16 protein-coding genes are annotated in these 17,462 nt (G+C 70.3%); 11 read left to right on the top strand and 5 right to left on the bottom strand.

Annotated features, from left to right (window positions below; genetic code table 11):
• Positions 1–367 precede the first annotated feature (367 nt).
• Both aceE and OHN19_RS30350 read left to right on the top strand, forming a co-directional pair.
• Positions 368–3,100, top strand: coding sequence for a pyruvate dehydrogenase (acetyl-transferring), homodimeric type (gene aceE, locus OHN19_RS30355; protein WP_330267241.1), 2,733 nt, complete (start codon positions 368–370; stop codon positions 3,098–3,100).
• A gap of 80 nt (positions 3,101–3,180) precedes the next feature.
• A complete protein-coding gene (locus OHN19_RS30350; protein ID WP_330267240.1) occupies positions 3,181–3,918 on the top strand; it encodes a potassium channel family protein in 738 nt (245 codons plus the stop codon).
• Positions 3,919–4,137: 219 nt separating this feature from the next.
• On the opposite strand, the gene OHN19_RS30345 is transcribed toward OHN19_RS30350, so the two are convergent.
• The gene (locus OHN19_RS30345) at positions 4,138–4,452 is read right to left on the bottom strand and encodes a small hydrophobic protein (protein WP_330267239.1); all 315 of its coding nucleotides are present in this window, start codon (positions 4,450–4,452) and stop codon (positions 4,138–4,140) included.
• A 274-nt stretch (positions 4,453–4,726) separates the two neighbouring features.
• Complete coding sequence (locus OHN19_RS30340; RefSeq protein WP_330267238.1) at positions 4,727–6,340, bottom strand: MFS transporter; 1,614 nt, start codon at positions 6,338–6,340, stop codon at positions 4,727–4,729.
• A 66-nt stretch (positions 6,341–6,406) separates the two neighbouring features.
• Here OHN19_RS30340 and OHN19_RS30335 point away from each other — a divergent pair, with 66 nt between their 5' ends.
• From OHN19_RS30335 to OHN19_RS30325, 3 genes are read left to right on the top strand one after another with little or no spacing between them, the layout of a single operon-like run.
• Positions 6,407–7,042 carry a TetR family transcriptional regulator gene (locus OHN19_RS30335; RefSeq protein WP_330267237.1) on the top strand — a complete coding sequence of 212 codons (636 nt, stop codon included), beginning with the start codon at positions 6,407–6,409 and terminating at the stop codon, positions 7,040–7,042.
• A gap of 54 nt (positions 7,043–7,096) precedes the next feature.
• On the top strand, positions 7,097–8,314 hold the full coding sequence (locus OHN19_RS30330; protein WP_330267236.1) for an alpha/beta hydrolase: 1,218 nt from the start codon (positions 7,097–7,099) through the stop codon (positions 8,312–8,314).
• A 58-nt stretch (positions 8,315–8,372) separates the two neighbouring features.
• Positions 8,373–9,230, top strand: coding sequence for a DUF4429 domain-containing protein (locus tag OHN19_RS30325; protein ID WP_330269747.1), 858 nt, complete (start codon positions 8,373–8,375; stop codon positions 9,228–9,230).
• A 1-nt stretch (position 9,231) separates the two neighbouring features.
• On the opposite strand, the gene OHN19_RS30320 is transcribed toward OHN19_RS30325, so the two are convergent.
• Positions 9,232–10,248: an aldo/keto reductase gene (locus tag OHN19_RS30320; protein ID WP_330267235.1), complete on the bottom strand. Its 1,017-nt coding sequence runs from the start codon at positions 10,246–10,248 to the stop codon at positions 9,232–9,234.
• Positions 10,245–10,712: a MerR family transcriptional regulator gene (locus OHN19_RS30315; RefSeq protein ID WP_330267234.1), complete on the bottom strand. Its 468-nt coding sequence runs from the start codon at positions 10,710–10,712 to the stop codon at positions 10,245–10,247. Before OHN19_RS30315 ends, OHN19_RS30320 begins: the two co-directional genes overlap by 4 nt.
• Before the next feature lie 141 nt (positions 10,713–10,853).
• Here OHN19_RS30315 and OHN19_RS30310 point away from each other — a divergent pair, with 141 nt between their 5' ends.
• Positions 10,854–11,669: a serine hydrolase domain-containing protein gene (locus OHN19_RS30310; RefSeq protein WP_330267233.1), complete on the top strand. Its 816-nt coding sequence runs from the start codon at positions 10,854–10,856 to the stop codon at positions 11,667–11,669.
• Here the strand turns inward: OHN19_RS30310 and OHN19_RS30305 are convergent.
• Positions 11,666–12,319 carry a pirin family protein gene (locus tag OHN19_RS30305; RefSeq protein ID WP_330267232.1) on the bottom strand — a complete coding sequence of 218 codons (654 nt, stop codon included), beginning with the start codon at positions 12,317–12,319 and terminating at the stop codon, positions 11,666–11,668. The genes OHN19_RS30310 and OHN19_RS30305 overlap by 4 nt on opposite strands.
• A 173-nt stretch (positions 12,320–12,492) precedes the next feature.
• On the opposite strand from OHN19_RS30305, the gene OHN19_RS30300 reads away from it, so the two are divergent.
• The 5 genes from OHN19_RS30300 to fabF all read left to right on the top strand — a co-directional run bounded on the left by OHN19_RS30300 (position 12,493) and on the right by fabF (position 17,419).
• Complete coding sequence (locus tag OHN19_RS30300; RefSeq protein ID WP_330267231.1) at positions 12,493–13,698, top strand: helix-turn-helix domain-containing protein; 1,206 nt, start codon at positions 12,493–12,495, stop codon at positions 13,696–13,698.
• An 89-nt stretch (positions 13,699–13,787) separates the two neighbouring features.
• Positions 13,788–14,711 (top strand): ACP S-malonyltransferase, encoded by a 924-nt coding sequence (locus tag OHN19_RS30295; protein WP_330269746.1) that lies wholly within the window; start codon positions 13,788–13,790, stop codon positions 14,709–14,711.
• A gap of 16 nt (positions 14,712–14,727) precedes the next feature.
• Entirely contained in the window at positions 14,728–15,726 is a 999-nt protein-coding gene (locus OHN19_RS30290; protein WP_330267230.1) for a ketoacyl-ACP synthase III, read from the top strand.
• A 78-nt stretch (positions 15,727–15,804) separates the two neighbouring features.
• Entirely contained in the window at positions 15,805–16,053 is a 249-nt protein-coding gene (locus OHN19_RS30285) for an acyl carrier protein (protein WP_007381745.1), read from the top strand.
• 85 nt (positions 16,054–16,138) lie between these two features.
• The gene (gene fabF, locus OHN19_RS30280) at positions 16,139–17,419 is read left to right on the top strand and encodes a beta-ketoacyl-ACP synthase II (protein ID WP_330267229.1); all 1,281 of its coding nucleotides are present in this window, start codon (positions 16,139–16,141) and stop codon (positions 17,417–17,419) included.
• Positions 17,420–17,462: the final 43 nt, after the last annotated feature.

The raw sequence follows: 17,462 nt of genomic DNA, 5'->3' as shown, positions 1-17,462 counted from the left end.
CCTCCTGATCTTGTCTTTGAATGGGGTCCCCCCAGGCCGCTCAGGCTCTGGGGAGTCTCAGCCACGCGCGTGCGCGAAGCAATGGCCGTAGTCCACACGGGCGGGGCGGATCGCGCAAGTACCCGGCGTTTCAGACCGCCGAAACGGTGACGTTCCGGAACGTCTCACCGCAACTCCAGTCACATCATCGCGGTGGGCTCGTGATGCATGCCACACCTTTCTGCCCCCTTTGCGTGTTTGGGAACCATACCCGGGTACAGGGCCTCGGGTTACCCCGGAGTAGAGATGACGTTTGGCCCCCCGAGGTACACGATGGGGAGCGGTGCAGACATACAGAAATACGGCCCTCTGACAGGTAAGGAACAGCGTGGCTTCCGGATCCGATCGCAACCCGATCATCATTGGCGGCCTTCCGAGTCAGGTTCCTGACTTCGATCCCGAGGAAACCCAGGAGTGGCTCGACTCCCTCGACGCCGCCGTGGACGAGCGCGGCCGGGAGCGGGCCCGCTATCTGATGCTGCGGCTCATCGAGCGGGCCCGCGAGAAGCGCGTGGCCGTGCCCGAGATGCGCAGCACGGACTACGTGAACACCATCCCGACCCGGGCTGAACCGTTCTTCCCCGGCAACGAGGAGATCGAGCGCAAGATCCTGAACGCCACCCGGTGGAACGCGGCCGTCATGGTCTCGCGCGCCCAGCGTCCCGGGATCGGCGTCGGCGGCCACATCGCCACCTTCGCCTCCTCCGCCTCCCTCTACGACGTCGGCTTCAACCACTTCTTCCGCGGCAAGGACGAGGGCGACGGCGGCGACCAGGTCTTCTTCCAGGGCCACGCCTCCCCGGGCATCTACGCGCGCGCGTTCCTGCTCGACCGGCTCAGCGAGGCCAACCTCGATGCGTTCCGCCAGGAGAAGTCGAAGGCGCCGCACGGGCTGTCCTCCTACCCGCACCCGCGCCTCATGCCGGACTTCTGGGAGTTCCCGACCGTGTCGATGGGCCTCGGCCCGATCGGCGCGATCTACCAGGCCCGGATGAACCGCTACATGCACGCGCGCGGGATCGCCGACACCAGCAAGTCGCAGGTGTGGGCGTTCCTCGGCGACGGCGAGATGGACGAGCCGGAATCGCTGGGCCAGCTCACCATCGCCGCCCGCGAGGGCCTGGACAACCTGACCTTCGTCGTCAACTGCAACCTCCAGCGCCTCGACGGCCCGGTGCGCGGCAACGGCAAGGTCATCCAGGAGCTCGAGTCGGTCTTCCGCGGCGCCGGCTGGAACGTCATCAAGCTGATCTGGGACCGCACCTGGGACCCGCTGCTCGCGCAGGACCGCGACGGCATCCTCGTCAACCGGATGAACACCACCCCGGACGGCCAGTTCCAGACGTACGCCACCGAGTCGGGCGCCTACATCCGGGAGCACTTCTTCGGCGACGACCATCGGCTGCGCGCGATGGTCGAGGGCATGACCGACGACCAGATCCTGCACCTGGGCCGCGGCGGTCACGACCACAAGAAGATCTACGCGGCCTTCAAGGCGGCCGTGGAGCACAAGGGCCAGCCGACGGTCATCCTCGCGAAGACGGTCAAGGGCTGGACGCTGGGCCCCAACTTCGAGGGCCGCAACGCCACGCACCAGATGAAGAAGCTGACGGTCGACGACCTCAAGGGCTTCCGCGACCGGCTGCATCTGCCGATCTCCGACAAGGAGCTGGAGTCGGGCGCGCCGCCCTACTACCACCCGGGCCGGGACTCGGAGGAGATCCAGTACATGCACGACCGCCGGCTGGGCCTCGGCGGTTACGTCCCCACGCGCGTGGTGCGCGCCAAGCCGCTCGCGCTGCCGGACGACAAGACGTACGCGACCGTGAAGAAGGGCTCCGGGCACCAGTCGATCGCCACGACCATGGCTTTCGTACGGCTGCTCAAGGACCTCATGCGGGACAAGGAGCTCGGCAAGAGGTTCGTGCTGATCGCACCGGACGAGTACCGGACGTTCGGCATGGACTCGTTCTTCCCGAGTGCGAAGATCTACAACCCGCTCGGCCAGCAGTACGAGTCGGTGGACCGTGAGCTGCTCCTTGCGTACAAGGAGTCGCCGACCGGGCAGATGCTGCACGACGGCATCTCGGAGGCGGGCTGCACGGCCTCGCTGATCGCGGCGGGCTCGGCCTACGCCACCCACGGCGAGCCGCTGATCCCGGTGTACGTCTTCTACTCGATGTTCGGTTTCCAGCGCACCGGCGACCAGTTCTGGCAGATGTCGGACCAGCTGGCGCGTGGATTCGTACTGGGTGCGACCGCAGGCCGTACGACGCTGACCGGTGAGGGGCTCCAGCACGCGGACGGCCACTCGCAGCTGCTCGCCTCGACCAACCCGGGCTGTGTGGCGTACGACCCGGCGTTCGGGTTCGAGATCGCGCACATCGTGCAGGACGGTCTGCGGCGGATGTACGGCCCGGACAGTGAGGACGTCTTCTACTACCTCACCGTCTACAACGAGCCGATCCAGCACCCGGCCGAGCCTTCGGACGTGGACGTCGAGGGCATCCTGAAGGGCGTCTACCGCTTCAGCGAGGGCACGTCGGGGTCGATCCCGGCGCAGATCGTCGCGTCCGGTGTGGCGGTGCCGTGGGCGGTCGAGGCGCAGAAGATCCTCGCCGAGGAGTGGAACGTCAAGGCGGACGTCTGGTCGGCGACCTCCTGGAACGAGCTGCGGCGCGAGGCGGTGGCCTGCGAGGAGTACAACCTGCTGCACCCGGAGGAGGAGCAGCGGGTGCCGTACGTGACGCGCAAGTTCGCCGGCGCGCAGGGTCCGTTCGTGGCCGTGTCCGACTGGATGCGGGCGGTTCCGGACCAGATCGCCCGGTGGGTGCCGGGGACGTACCAGTCGCTGGGCGCGGACGGGTTCGGCTTCGCGGACACCCGGGGGGCTGCGCGGCGGTTCTTCCACATCGACGCGCAGTCGATCGTGGTGGGGGTGCTGACGGAGCTGGCCCGGGAGGGGAAGGTGGACCGGTCGGTGCTGAAGCAGGCGATCGACCGGTACCAGTTGCTGGATGTGTCGGCGGCGGATCCGGGGGCGGCCGGCGGAGACGCGTAACCGCTGCGCTCGGCTCGGACGAACGAGGGGCAGGTGGGCTTCGGCTCTCCTGCCCTTCACCGTTTCCTTACGATGCGGACATGAAAGAACTGTCGGCGCAGGCCCGTTGGGAACAGCACACCCAGCGGCCCCTTCTGGCGCTCGCGGTGCTGTTCGCCGTCGCCTATGCCGTGCCGATCGTCGACACCTCGGCGGGGCATTCGCTGACGGCGGCGTGCACGGTGGTCGAGTGGGTGGTGTGGGCGGTGTTCGCCGTCGACTACCTCATGCGGCTGTCGCTCTCGCAGGACCGCCGTGGGTTCGTACGGCAGCACTGGATGGACCTGTGCGCCGTGGTGCTCCCCCTCATACAGCCCCTGCGGCTGCTGCGGCTGGTCTCCACGCTGCTGCTGGTGGGGCGGCGGGCGCGGATGGCCTCGCAGATCAGGGTGACGACGTATGTGGGCGGGGCGGTCGTCGGGCTGCTGATGTTCGGCTCGCTGGCGGTGCTGTCGGTGGAGCGGGACTCCCCGGACGGGAACATCCGCACACTGGGTGACGCGGTGTGGTGGTCCTTCACCACGATGACCACGGTCGGCTACGGCGACCACGCCCCGACGACCGGCCTGGGCCGGATGATCGCGGTCGGCCTGATGCTCTCCGGCATCGCCCTCCTCGGTGTCGTCACCGCGAACATCGCCGCGTGGTTCATCGAACGCTTCGAGAAGGACGACGTGGAGGAACGCCAGCAGACAGAGGCGATCAGAGCCCTGACGGAGGAGGTACGGGCCCTGCGCGCGGAGGTGGCGGCCCTGCGCAAGACGTCCGTCGGCGGATAGACCTGCTGCGGGTCTGTCGGGAGCGTCCGGGAATGCTCGCCGACCCCCATGCGACCGACCGGAAGCCCCGACGGCACGCTTGAACGCACGGTCCAACCGCAACCACGAGCGACCGCGCACTCACCGTGCTCCGACGACGCCCCAACCGCAGAGCCGTCGGCAGACATGAGGCGGGCCCCCGGTCGTCCCACCGGGGGCCCTTCCCTCACGCGCCCCGGGTCAGAACATTCCGCTGCCCGGGGTGGCCGCTCCGACGAGCCAGATGATCGCCAGGAGCGTGTCGATGGCGCCCAGTACGAAGGCGACCAGGGCCGGCCAGGCACGGTCGCCGCCGCCCGGCCACCTACGGCCCATGGCGAGCCAACCGCAGACGATCGCGACCGGGCCCAGAATGATGCCCAGTACGAAGAAACCGGCGACCGCGCAGATGACTCCGATGATTCCGAGCGTCGCGCGATCCGGCCCGCTCCGTGACCACGTCCGGCCACGTGATCGGGGGTACTTGCGCGTTCCGTGTCCCAAGCCCGCCATCATCAACTCCCTGACACCCTTGGTTGGTTGGGTTCGTCTCGGGTTCAACGATGCGGGTACCCCGGTTCCGGCCGATAATCCTCCGGCCTTGCGGCGCGCCGCCCCCCTCCGGCAGCGCGCCGCAGCGCCGTCCGCCCTCCCCGTGACACTCAGCGTGCCGTGCGGAGGGCTTGACTTACTGTGACCTGCGGCGCGTACCGGGTGCGAGGAATCTTTAGCCCCTTCACCCTGATAGGGGAAGAACGCTGACGTCCCGTCAGGCGTGACCTGCGGTTTCTCAGATGTGGCCCACGCCCGCGCCCGCTTCCGCGTTCGCACCGCGCTTGGTGAGCAGGGCGACGAGAACGGCGAAGGCGGCGACCCCGGCAGCGACCAGGGACGCGAGGCTCATGCCCGAGATGAAGGTGTCGTGGGCCACGTCCGCGATCTTCGCCGCGATCTCCGGCGGGGTGCCCTTGGCGACCGGCGGCACACCCACCTGCACCGCCTCCGACGCCTGGTCCAACTGCGCCGGCGTGAGCGGAGGCAGGCCCGCGTCCTTCCAGTTGCCCGCGAGGTCGCCGTCCACCTTGGAGGCCATCACGGCGCCCAGGACGGCCGTACCGAGGCTGCCGCCGATCTGCATCGCGGCCTGCTGGAGACCGCCGGCCACCCCGGACAGCTCCATGGGCGCGTTGCCGACGATGACCTCGGTGGCACCGACCATGACCGGCGCGAGGCCGAGGCCGAGCAGCGCGAACCACAGGGACATGACCGCGCTGCCGGTGTCGGTCTCCAGCGTGGACATCCCGAACATGGCGATCGCGACCGACGCCATACCGCCGGCCAGCGGGACGCGCGGGCCGAGCTTGGTGATCAGCACCCCCGCCAGCGGGGAGCCGACGATCATCATCCCGGTGAGCGGGAGCAGGTGGAGACCGGCGTCGATCGGGCTCATGCCGTGCACGTTCTGCAGGTAGAACGTCACGAAGAACAGGCCGCCCATGAAGGCGATCGCCATCAGGACCATGAGCACCACGCCCGCCGACAGCGGCACCGAGCGGAACAGCGCGAGCGGGATCAGGGGCTCCTTGACCTTCGTCTCCCAGAAGGCGAACAGTCCGAAGCCGACCACGGAGGCGAGGATGAAGGTCCACGTCAGTCCGTCGCCCCAGCCCCAGGTCGGGGCCTTGATGAGCGCCCACACCAGGCAGAACATGGCGGCGGACAGCAGGGCTATGCCCAGGACGTCGAAGGAGCGCGGGGCGTTCTCCGCGCGGTGGTCCAGCAGGATCAGCACGCCCAGGACCAGGGCGAGGACGCCGACCGGCACGTTGATGAAGAACACCGACTGCCAGTTGACGTGCTCGACGAGCACACCGCCGAGGATCGGGCCGCCGGCGGTGGAGGCGCCGATGACCATGCCCCAGATGCCGATGGCCATGTTGAGCTTCTCGGCCGGGAAGGTGGCCCGCAGCAGACCGAGCGCGGCCGGCATCAGCAGCGCGCCGAACAGGCCCTGGAAGACGCGGAAGGTGACGACCGCGGCGATGGAGCTGGAGAGCCCGATCGCGCCCGAGGCGGCGGCGAAGCCGACGACACCGATCAGGAAGGTCTGGCGGTGGCCGAAGCGGTCACCGAGCTTGCCCGCGGTGATCAGGGCGACCGCCAGGGCGAGGAAGTAGCCGTTGGTGATCCACTGGACGTCCGCGAAGCTCGCCTTGAGGTCGGCCTGGATGGCCGGGTTGGCGATCGCCACGATGGTGCCGTCGAGGGCCACCATCATGACGCCGACGGCCACGGTCAGGAGGGTGAGCCACGGGTGGCCGCGCAGCCCGGAGCCGGGCGCCCGATCCGACGGGGACGCTCCGTCCCCCGGCCCCGTCTTGTCGAGGGTGGTCTGACTAGTCATGTGTTCGAGGCTAGTGACAGCCACTGACAATTGACAAACGAATTCACAAGTCGGTAACTGACACCAATGGAAACACTGCGCGAACGCAAGAAACAGCGCACCCGGGAGGCTCTGCTCCGGGTCGCCATCGAACTGTTCACCACCCGCGGCTACGAGGGCACGACCGTCGACGACATCGCCGACGCCGTCGGCGTCTCGCAGCGCACCTTCTTCCGCTACTTCGCCGGCAAGGAGGACGCGGCCCTCGCACTCGACGAGATGACGGTCGCGCGCTTCGTCGAGGCGGTACGCGCGCGCCCCGCGCACGAGACCCCGCTGGAGGCGCTGCGCCAGGCCGTGCTGGAGGGCTGGGACACCCTGCACGAGGTAGTCGACTCGGTCGTACCGGTGGAGCGGTTCCTCGCCCTGTACCGGGTGATCGAGTCGACACCCGTCCTGCTCGCCGCCCATCTGCGGCGCTCCGTGGAGGTCGAGGACGTCCTCGCGCGCGTGCTCGCCGACCGCGAGGGCCTCGACGCGGACACCGACCCGCGGCCGCGCCTGATGGTGGCCGCGTTCGGCGGGGTGATGCGGGTGACGGAGCGCCAGTGGCTGACGGAGGGGGACTTCAGCCTGGAGGCCATGCGGGAGCTCACGGTCTCCCACCTCGAACTGCTGGGACCGGCCCTCGCGGGCAAGTGGGCCCCTTACACCAAAACGTGATACCCGTCACTCGATTAACCCGAGACCGTCCCGTTCTCCTAGTGTGTCCTTTCAGTGACTTCCTTCGACACCTCCCCGCAACTCAACGTCTGGCGCGCACTGCTCGCGCTGGCCGTGGTGTTCGTGATGCTGGCGACCACCGGATGGACCGCGCTGCGCAACCAGCGGGAGGCCACCCCGCTCCAGGCCTCCCTCGACTCCTGGACGCACGGCCGCCTGCACGGACACCGGCTGCCCGACCCGGCCGCCGCCCCCGCCCAGCTCTCCCGGTTCTTCGCCTCGCTCACCTCGCAGGACCGCGTCCGCCTCGCCCAGCGCTACCCGCTCGCGGTCGGCAACATGAACGGCGCCCCGGTCGGACTGCGGTACCAGGCCAACCGTCTCGCGCTGCTCAAGGCCCGTGCCGTCGAGCGTGAGCGCATGCACGACACCCGGCTCACGCCGGCCGGTCAGCAGGACGCGGGCCGCCGTATGCACCGCTTCGAGGCGCTGACCGCCCCGGACCGCCACATCCTCGCCTTCGACCCCGACGGCTCCGGCCGCGTCGCCGAGGTCTTCGGCGATCTGCGCACGGCGGAGCGGGTCTCCGTCGTCGTCCCGGGCGTCGACACCGACCTGCTCACCTTCCAGCGCACCAAGCGCAGTTGGTCCGCGCCGGTCGGCATGGCCAAGGCCCTGTACCGGGCCGAGCGCGACGCGAGCCCCGCCACGCGTACGGCGGTGATCGCCTGGGCCGACTACACCGCGCCCGCCGGTCTCGGCATCGACTCGGCCACCGCGATGCGCGCCGAGGACGGCGCCGTACGGCTGAACGCGCTGGTGCGCGCGCTGCCCGGCGCCACACCCGTCTCCCTGTTCTGCCACAGCTACGGCTCGGTCGTGTGCGGGGTCGCCGCGCACGCGCTGCCCGGCCGGGTGGCCGACATCGCGGTGGCCGGCAGCCCCGGGATGCGGGTCGCCAACGCTTCCCACCTGCGCACCTCCGCGCATGTGTGGGCCATGCGGGACACCGACGACTGGATCCAGGACGTGCCGTACCTGGAGGTCGGCGGGCTCGGCCACGGGGCCGACCCGGTGTCCTCCGCGTTCGGTGCGCGGGTGCTGTCCGCGCGGGGCGCGGACGGCCACGCCGGTTACTTCGAGCCCGGAACGGAGAGCCTGCTCAACTTCGCCGAGATCGGCATTGGCGCATACCACGCGGTGGCCTGCGCCCACGAGGACGAAGCCTGCCGCGCCGGTTTGTCCGGCACGGCCACGGCCGGACGCGCGTAGAGACTGCAGGAACTGCGGTCTGCGCGAGGAGGGGACGAAGAAGCTCGTGCCGCATACGATGACCCGCATGGGTGACGTACTGGCCGGATTTCATGCCGCCTGGGAGTTCGAGTCCGACTCCGTGCTCATCCGCTACGAACGGGGGATTCGCACACCGAAGCTGTTCCAGGCGCTGGGGGAACGACGGATCCCCCTGGAGGCGATCTCCGGGGTGACGCTGACTCCCGGCAAGCGGGGCACGGTGGTCCTGCACGCCGTGCCGCGGGCGGGGGCGGATCCGCTCATGGAGGCGGCGGCGGGGCAGCTGAAGGAAGGGTGCGATCCGTACCGGCTGGTACTGCCGGCGGACAAGGAGACGCTCGCCGAGTACTACGCGGACGAGCTGCGCGCGCTGCTGAAAGAGGACGACGAGCAGGCGGAACGTTTCCTGGTCGCGGCGCCCGAGGTGCCGTTGCAGTTCAAGGCGTACGACGGGAAGGCGTCCTTCGACGGCCGTACCGTCGCCTTCCGGTGGTTCTGGACGGGGGCGTCGTCGGCGAAGTGGAAGGCCGGCGACCAGAGTTTCCCGGTGTCCGAGCTGACCGGCGTGGAATGGCGGTCGCCGGAGGTGTTCGAGGGGCATCTGCGGCTGCTCCGCGGAGAGCCGGGGCCGGTGCAGGCGGACCAGGATCCCGCGGCGGTGGTCTTCGGGCTCGGGTACGGGCCCGTGCACGAGTCGCTGCCCTTCGCCGCCGCGGTGCTGGCCGCGGTGAAGCAGCGCGGGGCCACGGCGGCGGTCACGGCCGTGGCCGCGCCGCGCCGGGACCCCGCGGACATCGCCGAGCGGATCCGCCATCTCGGGGAGCTGCATCAGGCCGGGCTGGTCACCGACGAGGAGTTCTCCGTGAAGAAGGCGGAGTTGCTGGCGGAGCTCTGACCTACTCCCGTCCCGCCGACGAGAACCGCATGTCCGCGTAACGGTCGCCTGCCACCTGGCCGGCTATCGGCTCCAGCAGCTCCAGTTCCTCCTTCGTGAGCTCGATGCTCGTCGCCGTCGCGTTCTCCTCCACCCGGCTCGGCTTGCGGGTGCCCGGGATCGGGACGACCGGGAGGGCGTGGACCGTCGACTGCTGCTGGACCCAGGCGAGGGCGATCTGGCCCAGCGACACCCCGTGCGCCTCGGCCACCGTGCGGATCGGGGCCAGGAGCGCCGCGTTGGCCGCCGCGTTCTCGCCCGTGAAGCGGGGCTGCTGGCGGCGGAAGTCGTCCGCGGTGAGGTCCTTGTCGGCGTTGGTGAAGGAGCCGGTGAGGAAGCCGCGGCCGAGCGGGGAGTACGGGACGAGGGTGACGCCCAGTTCGCGGGCGGCCGGGACCACCTTGGCCTCGATGTCCCGGCTGAACAGGGACCACTCCGACTGCACGGCGGCGATCGGGTGGACCGCCTGGGCCGCGCGCAGCTCGTCCGCGGTGACCTCGCTCAGGCCCAGGTGCTTGACCTTGCCCTCGCGCACCAGCTCGGCCATCGTGCCGACGGACTCCTCGATCGGCACGTTCACATCGCGCCGGTGCATGTAGTAGAGGTCGATCACGTCGACGTCCAGGCGCTTCAGGCTCGCCTCGACGGCCTGGCGGATGTAGGGCGGGTCGTTGCGGATGATCCGCCGGGTCGGGTCGTCCGGGGGTATCGACAGGGCGAACTTGGTGGCGATCACGACCTCGTCGCGGTGGGCCTTGAAGAACGGGGACAGGAACTTCTCGTTCTCCCCCTGGCCGTAGGCGTCCGCCGTGTCGTAGAGCGTGATCCCGAGCTCCAGGGCCCGCTCCAGGGTGGCCCGGGACGCCTCCGCGTCCACGGGGCCGTACGCGAAGCTCATGCCCATGCAGCCGAGTCCCTGGACGCCGACCTCCGGGCCCGTCTCGCCCAGTCGTGCGGTGGGGATCCTGCTGTCGGTCATCCTGCCTTCTCCTTCTCCCAGTCGGCGCGATCGGCCTCGGCGTAGAAGCTGATCTTGTGGTCCAGCACGGCGAGGGTGTCCTGGAGTTCCGCGATCCGGGCCAGGACGTCCCGGCGGGTCGCCTCAAGGAGCTTGAAGCGGTCGCCGAAGGTCTGGTCGCCCTCCCGCACCAGTTCCGCGTAACGGACCATGTCGGCGACCGGCATGCCGGTGAGCCGGAGCTTGCCGACGAAGTCGAGCCAGTCGAGGTCGCGGTTGCTGTAGCGGCGCTGGCCGGTGTGCGAGCGGTCGATGTGCGGCATCAGGCCGATGCGCTCGTACCAGCGCAGGGTGTGCGCGGTCAGGCCGGTGAAGGCGACGACCTCGCTGATCGTGTAGCTGTCCTGGCCGTTGGGGCGCCGGTGCGGATGCGGCGGGGCGGCACAGCTGTCGGTCCTGGTACTCGTGGTCTCCATCACCGTCATGACCTCAACGCTATGGCCTTGGAGTGCACTCCAAGCAAGCGGTACCGGTAAGAAATCGGCAGGACGTCAAGCGGAGCGGGTTCGTGTGCCGGGCCGACCCCACGATGATTCCCGGGCTGTGCGCGGCTTAGGCTCGGTGGCATGTCCTTGCAGAGCCTCGCGTTGATCGAGAACTGGCCGGTTCCCACCGCCGCGGCGGGTGTGGTGCGGGCCGACGGCACCGTCCTCGGCACCCACGGTCCGGCGGGCCACCGCTTCCCGCTGGCCTCCGTCACCAAGCCGCTCGCGGCCTACGCGGCTCTCGTCGCGTACGAGGAGGGGGCGATCGAGCTCGACGAGCCGGCCGGCCCGAGCGGGTCGACCGTACGGCATCTGCTCGCGCACACCTCGGGGCTGGCCTTCGACGAGCACCGGGTCACCGCCGCGCCCGGGGAGCGGCGGCTGTACTCCAACGCCGGGTTCGAGCAGCTCGGGGACCACCTCGCCAAGGCGACGGACATCCCGTTCGCGGAGTATCTGCGGCAGGCGGTCCTGGAGCCGCTGGGCATGGCGTCGACGTCTCTGGAGGGCTCGCCGGCGAAGGACGGGGTGTCCACGGTCGAGGACCTCCTGAGGTTCGCGGCGGAGGTGCAGGCACCACGGCTGCTGGACCCGCGCACGGTCGCCGAGGCCATGACGGTCCAGTACCCGGGCACCAAGGGCGTGCTGCCCGGCTACGGCCACCAGAACCCCAACGACTGGGGCCTCGGCTTCGAGATCCGGGACTCCAAGTCCCCGCACTGGACGGGCTCCTCGTCCTCGGCGCGCACCTTCGGGCACTTCGGGCAGTCCGGTACGTTCCTGTGGATCGACCCCGACGCGGGGGCGGCCTGCGTGGCGCTGACGGACCGCGCGTTCGGCCCGTGGGCGATCGAGGCGTGGCCGGCGTTCACCGACGCCGTCCTGGCCGAGCTCTAGGACATCTCCCACAGCAGCAGTTCGGCCCCGGTCACCGCCACCGCGTCCAGCTCCTTGGCGTCGGTGACCCGGGCCGCGTCACCGGAACCCAACTCCGCGCCGTCCAGCCGCACTTCGCCCCGCACGACATGGACGTAGAGGTACCGCCCGTCCGGCACCGCGGTCCGCTCCCCCGCGGCCAGCCGTCGCACATGGAGCATCGCGCCCGCCTCCGGGATCGCGTACGGCGTCGAGTCGGCGATCCCGCGGACGATCTCGTACGACGGCTCGCCACCCGGCTCCAGGGGCGCGAGCCAGGTCTGCACGAAGGTCAGCGGGGTGCCGGCGTCGTTGCGCTCGACGTGCCGGACGCCCGCGGCGGCACTGAGCCGCTGCACGTCACCGGCCCGTACGACCGTCTCGTGCCCGGTGGAGTCGCGGTGCGTCAGCTCCCCCTCGACCACCCAGGTCACGATCTCGGTGTGGCTGTGCGGATGCTCGTCGAACCCGGCGCCGGGCGCGAGCCGCTCCTCGTTGCAGGCGATCAGCGCGCCGAACCGGAGGTTGTCGGGGTCGTAGTGCGGCCCGAACGAGAAGGCGTGCCACGACTCGATCCCGGCCCCGGGGTCCCCGCCTGGATAGCGCTGGGCAGCGCGCCATACGTCCGTCACGGGAACACGGTAGACCCGCCGCGACATGTCCGACGGCGTTGGCACGAACGACCGGCCGGTGCCCACCAAGTCGGTCCGCACCCCGGACACCGGCGCGCCCCCGGAGGCGACCGAACCATCAAGCACAACCCCGGCGGCGCGCACTGACGTCCGGATAAGGCAGTCTTGTCCACGTGCCCGAACCCGAACACCGCAAGTCCGACCCTGCCTCGCCCGGCATCCACGCCCACGCCGCGACCCTGAAGCGGCTGGAGAAGTCGTCCGGGTCGCTCGCCCAGCAGGCCATCGCGCGCATGGACGAGACGCTGCCGTGGTACCGGGCGATGCCCCCGGAGAACCGTTCCTGGATCGGGCTGGTCGCCCAGGCCGGTATCGCGGCCTTCACCGAGTGGTTCCGGCGTCCCGACGCCCCGCAGGCGATCTCCACCGACGTGTTCGGGACCGCTCCCCGGGAGCTGACCCGGGCCATCACGCTCCGGCAGACCGTGGAGATGGTGCGCACCACCATCGAGGTCATGGAGTCCGCGATCGACGAGGTCGCCGCCCCCGGTGACGAGTCCGTCCTGCGCGAGGCCCTGCTCGTCTACGCCCGCGAGATCGCCTTCGCCACCGCGCAGGTGTACGCCCAGGCCGCCGAGGCACGCGGTGCCTGGGACGCCCGCCTGGAGTCGCTGGTCGTCAACGCGGTGCTCAGCGGAGAGGCCGACGAGGGGGCCGTGAGCAGGGCCGCCGCGCTGGGCTGGAACTCGCCCGAGCATGTGTGCGTGGTGCTGGGCGCCGCCCCCGAGGGGGACTCCGAACTCACCGTCGAGGCCATCCGGCGGGCCGCCCGGCACGCCAAGCTCCAGGTGCTGACCGGGGTGCTCGGGGCCCGGCTCGTCGTGATCGCGGGCGGCAGCGACAACCCGCTCGCCGTGGCCAAGTCGCTGATCGGGCCTTATGCGGCCGGCCCCGTGGTCGCAGGACCCGTCGTACCCGATCTGCTGGCCGCGACCCGGTCCGCGCAGGCGGCCGCCGCCGGGCTCAAGGCGTGTTCGGCCTGGCAGGACGCGCCGCGCCCGGTACTGGCGGACGACCTGCTTCCGGAACGCGCGATGGCCGGTGATCCCAGTGCGCGCGAGCAGTTGGTGGAGGAGATCTACAGACCGCTGGAGGAGGCCGGCTCCGCGCTCCTGGAGACGCTCTCCGTCTACCTCGAACAGGCGTCCAGTCTGGAGGGTGCGGCCCGGATGCTGTTCGTGCATCCCAACACCGTGCGCTACCGGCTTCGACGTGTGACTGACGTCACCGGTTGGTCGCCTTCCGATGTACGGTCGGCGTTCACACTGCGGATCGCGCTCATCCTGGGGCGTCTGGCCGACGGTGATCTCCAGCCCTAGGCTTTTGTCGGGGGCCAACAAAACCCCTTCGTGTTCTTCGTCCCTGTCCCCACGGGCGGCTTGGGCCGCCCTCAAGAGAGAGTGTGAGAGTGCTCGTACTCGTCGCTCCCGGCCAGGGCGCCCAGACGCCCGGCTTCCTGACCCCCTGGCTCGAACTCCCCGGTGCCGCGGACCGCGTCGCCGCGTGGTCCGACGCCATCGGACTGGACCTCGCCCACTACGGCACACAGGCCGACGCGGACGCCATCCGGGACACCTCGGTGGCCCAGCCGCTGCTGGTCGCGGCCGGAATCCTGTCCGCCTCGGCACTCGGTGCCATCTCCGACATCGCCCCGGGCGCGGTCGCCGGGCACAGTGTCGGTGAGATCACCGCCGCCGCCTTCGCGGGCGTCCTGGACGACACCGCCGCCCTCACCCTCGTACGCAAGCGGGGTCTGGCCATGGCCGACGCCGCCGCGATCACCGAGACCGGCATGTCGGCGCTGCTCGGGGGCGACCCGGAGGTCTCCGTCGCGCACCTGGAGAAGCTGGGTCTGACCCCGGCGAACGTCAACGGCGCCGGGCAGATCGTCGCCGCGGGCACGCTGGAGCAGCTCGCCGCCCTCAACGAGGAGCCGCCGGAGGGTGTCCGCAAGGTCGTCCCGCTGAAGGTCGCCGGCGCCTTCCACACGCACCACATGGCCCCCGCGGTCGACGCGCTGGCCAAGGCCGCCGCCGACCTCACGCCGGCCGACCCGACGGTCACGTACGTCTCCAACAAGGACGGGCAGACCGTCGCCACTGGCGCCGAGGTGCTGGAGCGGCTGGTCGGCCAGGTCGCCAACCCGGTCCGCTGGGACCTGTGCATGGAGACCTTCAAGGAGCTCGGCGCCACCGCGTTCATCGAGGTCTCCCCCGGCGGAACGCTGGTCGGCCTCGCCAAGCGGGCGCTGCCCGGTGTGAAGACGCTCGCGCTCAAGACCCCCGACGACCTCGACGCTGCTCGCGAGCTCATCGCCGAGCACGGTGCCTGAGAAGGAGCACGAGAGCATGTCGAAGATCAGGCCCAGCAAGGGCGCCCCGTACGCGCGCATCCTCGGGGTCGGCGGCTACCGCCCGACCCGGGTCGTGCCGAACGAGGTGATCCTCGAGACGATCGACTCCTCCGACGAGTGGATCCGCTCGCGCTCCGGCATCCAGACCCGGCACTGGGCGAACGACGAGGAGACCGTCGCCGCCATGTCGATCGAGGCGTCCGGCAAGGCGATCGCCGACGCCGGGATCTCCGCCGAGCAGATCGGCGGCGTGATCGTCTCGACCGTCTCGCACTTCAAGCAGACCCCGGCCGTGGCGACCGAGATCGCGGACAAGCTGGGCACGGACAAGGCCGCCGCGTTCGACATCTCGGCGGGCTGCGCGGGCTTCGGCTACGGCCTCACCCTCGCCAAGGGCATGATCGTCGAGGGCAGCGCGGAGTACGTCCTGGTGATCGGCGTCGAGCGGCTGAGCGACCTGACCGACCTGGAGGACCGGGCCACCGCCTTCCTGTTCGGGGACGGCGCGGGCGCGGTCGTCGTGGGCCCCTCCCAGGAGCCGGCCATCGGCCCCACGGTCTGGGGCTCTGAGGGCGACAAGTCCGAGACGATCAAGCAGACCGTGGCGTGGAACGAGTACGACAGCTCCACGGACAAGTTCCCTGCGATCACGCAGGAGGGCCAGGCGGTGTTCCGCTGGGCCGTGTTCGAGATGGCGAAGGTCGCCCAGCAGGCGCTGGACGCGGCCGGGATCAGCCCGGACGACCTGGACGTCTTCATTCCCCACCAGGCCAACGAGCGGATCATCGACTCGATGGTGAAGACGCTGAAGCTGCCGGAGCACGTCACGGTCGCGCGTGACGTGCGCACCACCGGCAACACCTCGGCCGCCTCGATCCCGCTCGCCATGGAGCGGCTCCTGGCGACCGGTGAGGCGAAGAGCGGCGACACCGCGCTCGTCATCGGATTCGGGGCGGGTCTCGTCTACGCCGCCACTGTCGTTACCCTCCCCTAGGCACTCCGTGCCGGATCATGCGGTCCGGGACGGGAAGCACTGCCAACCCTCTGGATAAGAAAACGAAGGAGCGCCAACATGGCCGCCACTCAGGAAGAGATCGTCGCCGGTCTCGCCGACATCGTGAACGAGATCGCCGGCATCCCGGTTGAGGACGTCCAGCTGGACAAGTCCTTCACCGACGACCTGGACGTCGACTCGCTGTCCATGGTCGAGGTCGTCGTCGCCGCCGAAGAGCGCTTCGACGTCAAGATCCCCGACGACGACGTCAAGAACCTCAAGACGGTCGGCGACGCGACCGACTACATCCTCAAGCACCAGGCCTGAGTCCCTGCTCGGGCCGGACGCTGACCGGCCCCGCCACCCGGCGGTGGCGCCGCTTAATCCTCGTACCGTTGGAGAAAGATTTCCCGTGAGCCCGACCAATCGCACCGTGGTCGTCACCGGTATCGGCGCAACCACACCGCTGGGTGGCGACGCAGCCTCTACCTGGGAGGGCCTGGTCGCCGGCAAGTCCGGCGTCAAGCCCCTGGAGCAGGAGTGGGCCGCCGACCAGGCGGTCCGTATCGCGGCGCCCGTCGCCGTGGAGCCGACCGAGGTCATCCCGCGGCCGCAGGCCCGGCGCCTCGACCGCTCGGCGCAGTTCGCGCTGGTCGCCGCCAAGGAGGCGTGGGCCGACGCGGGCTTCGAGGGCAAGGCCGGTGAGGAGGGCTCGGTCGGCGACGTCGACCCGGACCGCCTCGGCGCCGTCATCGCCTCCGGCATCGGCGGTGTGACGACCCTCCTCGACCAGTACGACGTGCTGAAGGAGAAGGGCGTCCGCCGCGTCTCCCCGCACACCGTCCCCATGCTGATGCCGAACGGCCCCTCGGCCAACGTCGGCCTGCTGGTGGGCGCCCGTGCGGGCGTGCACACGCCGGTCTCCGCGTGCGCCTCCGGCGCCGAGGCCATCGGCTACGCCATCGAGATGATCCGCACCGGCCGCGCCGACATCGTGGTCGCCGGTGGCACGGAGGCGGCGATCCACCCGCTGCCCATCGCCGCGTTCGGCAACATGATGGCGATGTCCAAGAACAACGACGACCCGCAGGGCGCCTCGCGTCCCTACGACACCGCCCGGGACGGCTTCGTCCTCGGCGAGGGCGCGGGTGTGGTCGTCCTGGAGTCCGCGGAGCACGCCGCCAAGCGCGGGGCCCGGGTGTACGCCGAGGCGGTCGGTCAGGGCATCTCCGCCGACGCCCACGACATCGTGCAGCCCGAGCCGGAGGGCCGGGGCATCTCTGCCGCCCTTCAGCACCTGCTCGAGAACACCGACCTGGACCCGGCGGAGATCGTGCACGTCAACGCGCACGCCACGTCGACGCCGGCCGGTGACATCGCCGAGCTCAAGGCGCTGCGCAAGGTGTTCGGGGACGACGCCGACCACATGGCGGTCTCGGCGACCAAGTCGATGACCGGTCACCTGCTGGGCGGTGCCGGCGGCATCGAGACGGTCGCGACCGTGCTCGCCCTGTACCACCGGGTGGCTCCGCCGACCATCAACGTCGAGAACCTCGACCCGGAGGCGGAGGCCAACGCCGACGTGGTCCGCGGCGAGGCGCGCAAGCTGCCCGTGGAGGGCCGTATCGCCGCGCTGAACGACTCCTTCGGCTTCGGCGGGCACAACGTGGTGCTGGCGTTCCGCACCGTCTGAGAACGTGACTGAAGGCCCCCACCGAGCGCGGTGGGGGCCTTCA

This window comes from Streptomyces griseorubiginosus (assembly GCF_036345115.1).
Taxonomy (GTDB): Bacteria; Actinomycetota; Actinomycetes; order Streptomycetales; family Streptomycetaceae; genus Streptomyces; species Streptomyces griseorubiginosus_C.
The sequence above is the reverse complement of the archived record's forward strand: the minus strand, read 5'-3'. Positions and strand labels throughout refer to the sequence as shown.

Coding starts and splice junctions, on each gene's coding strand:
- OHN19_RS30310 (WP_330267233.1), top strand. CDS start 10,854: ATGTCCTTGCAGAGCCTCGCGTTGATCGAGAACTGGCCGGTTCCCACC.
- OHN19_RS30345 (WP_330267239.1), bottom strand. CDS start 4,452: ATGATGGCGGGCTTGGGACACGGAACGCGCAAGTACCCCCGATCACGT.
- OHN19_RS30340 (WP_330267238.1), bottom strand. CDS start 6,340: ATGACTAGTCAGACCACCCTCGACAAGACGGGGCCGGGGGACGGAGCG.
- OHN19_RS30320 (WP_330267235.1), bottom strand. CDS start 10,248: ATGACCGACAGCAGGATCCCCACCGCACGACTGGGCGAGACGGGCCCG.
- OHN19_RS30290 (WP_330267230.1), top strand. CDS start 14,728: ATGTCGAAGATCAGGCCCAGCAAGGGCGCCCCGTACGCGCGCATCCTC.
- OHN19_RS30325 (WP_330269747.1), top strand. CDS start 8,373: ATGACCCGCATGGGTGACGTACTGGCCGGATTTCATGCCGCCTGGGAG.
- OHN19_RS30335 (WP_330267237.1), top strand. CDS start 6,407: ATGGAAACACTGCGCGAACGCAAGAAACAGCGCACCCGGGAGGCTCTG.
- OHN19_RS30315 (WP_330267234.1), bottom strand. CDS start 10,712: ATGACGGTGATGGAGACCACGAGTACCAGGACCGACAGCTGTGCCGCC.
- OHN19_RS30350 (WP_330267240.1), top strand. CDS start 3,181: ATGAAAGAACTGTCGGCGCAGGCCCGTTGGGAACAGCACACCCAGCGG.
- OHN19_RS30285 (WP_007381745.1), top strand. CDS start 15,805: ATGGCCGCCACTCAGGAAGAGATCGTCGCCGGTCTCGCCGACATCGTG.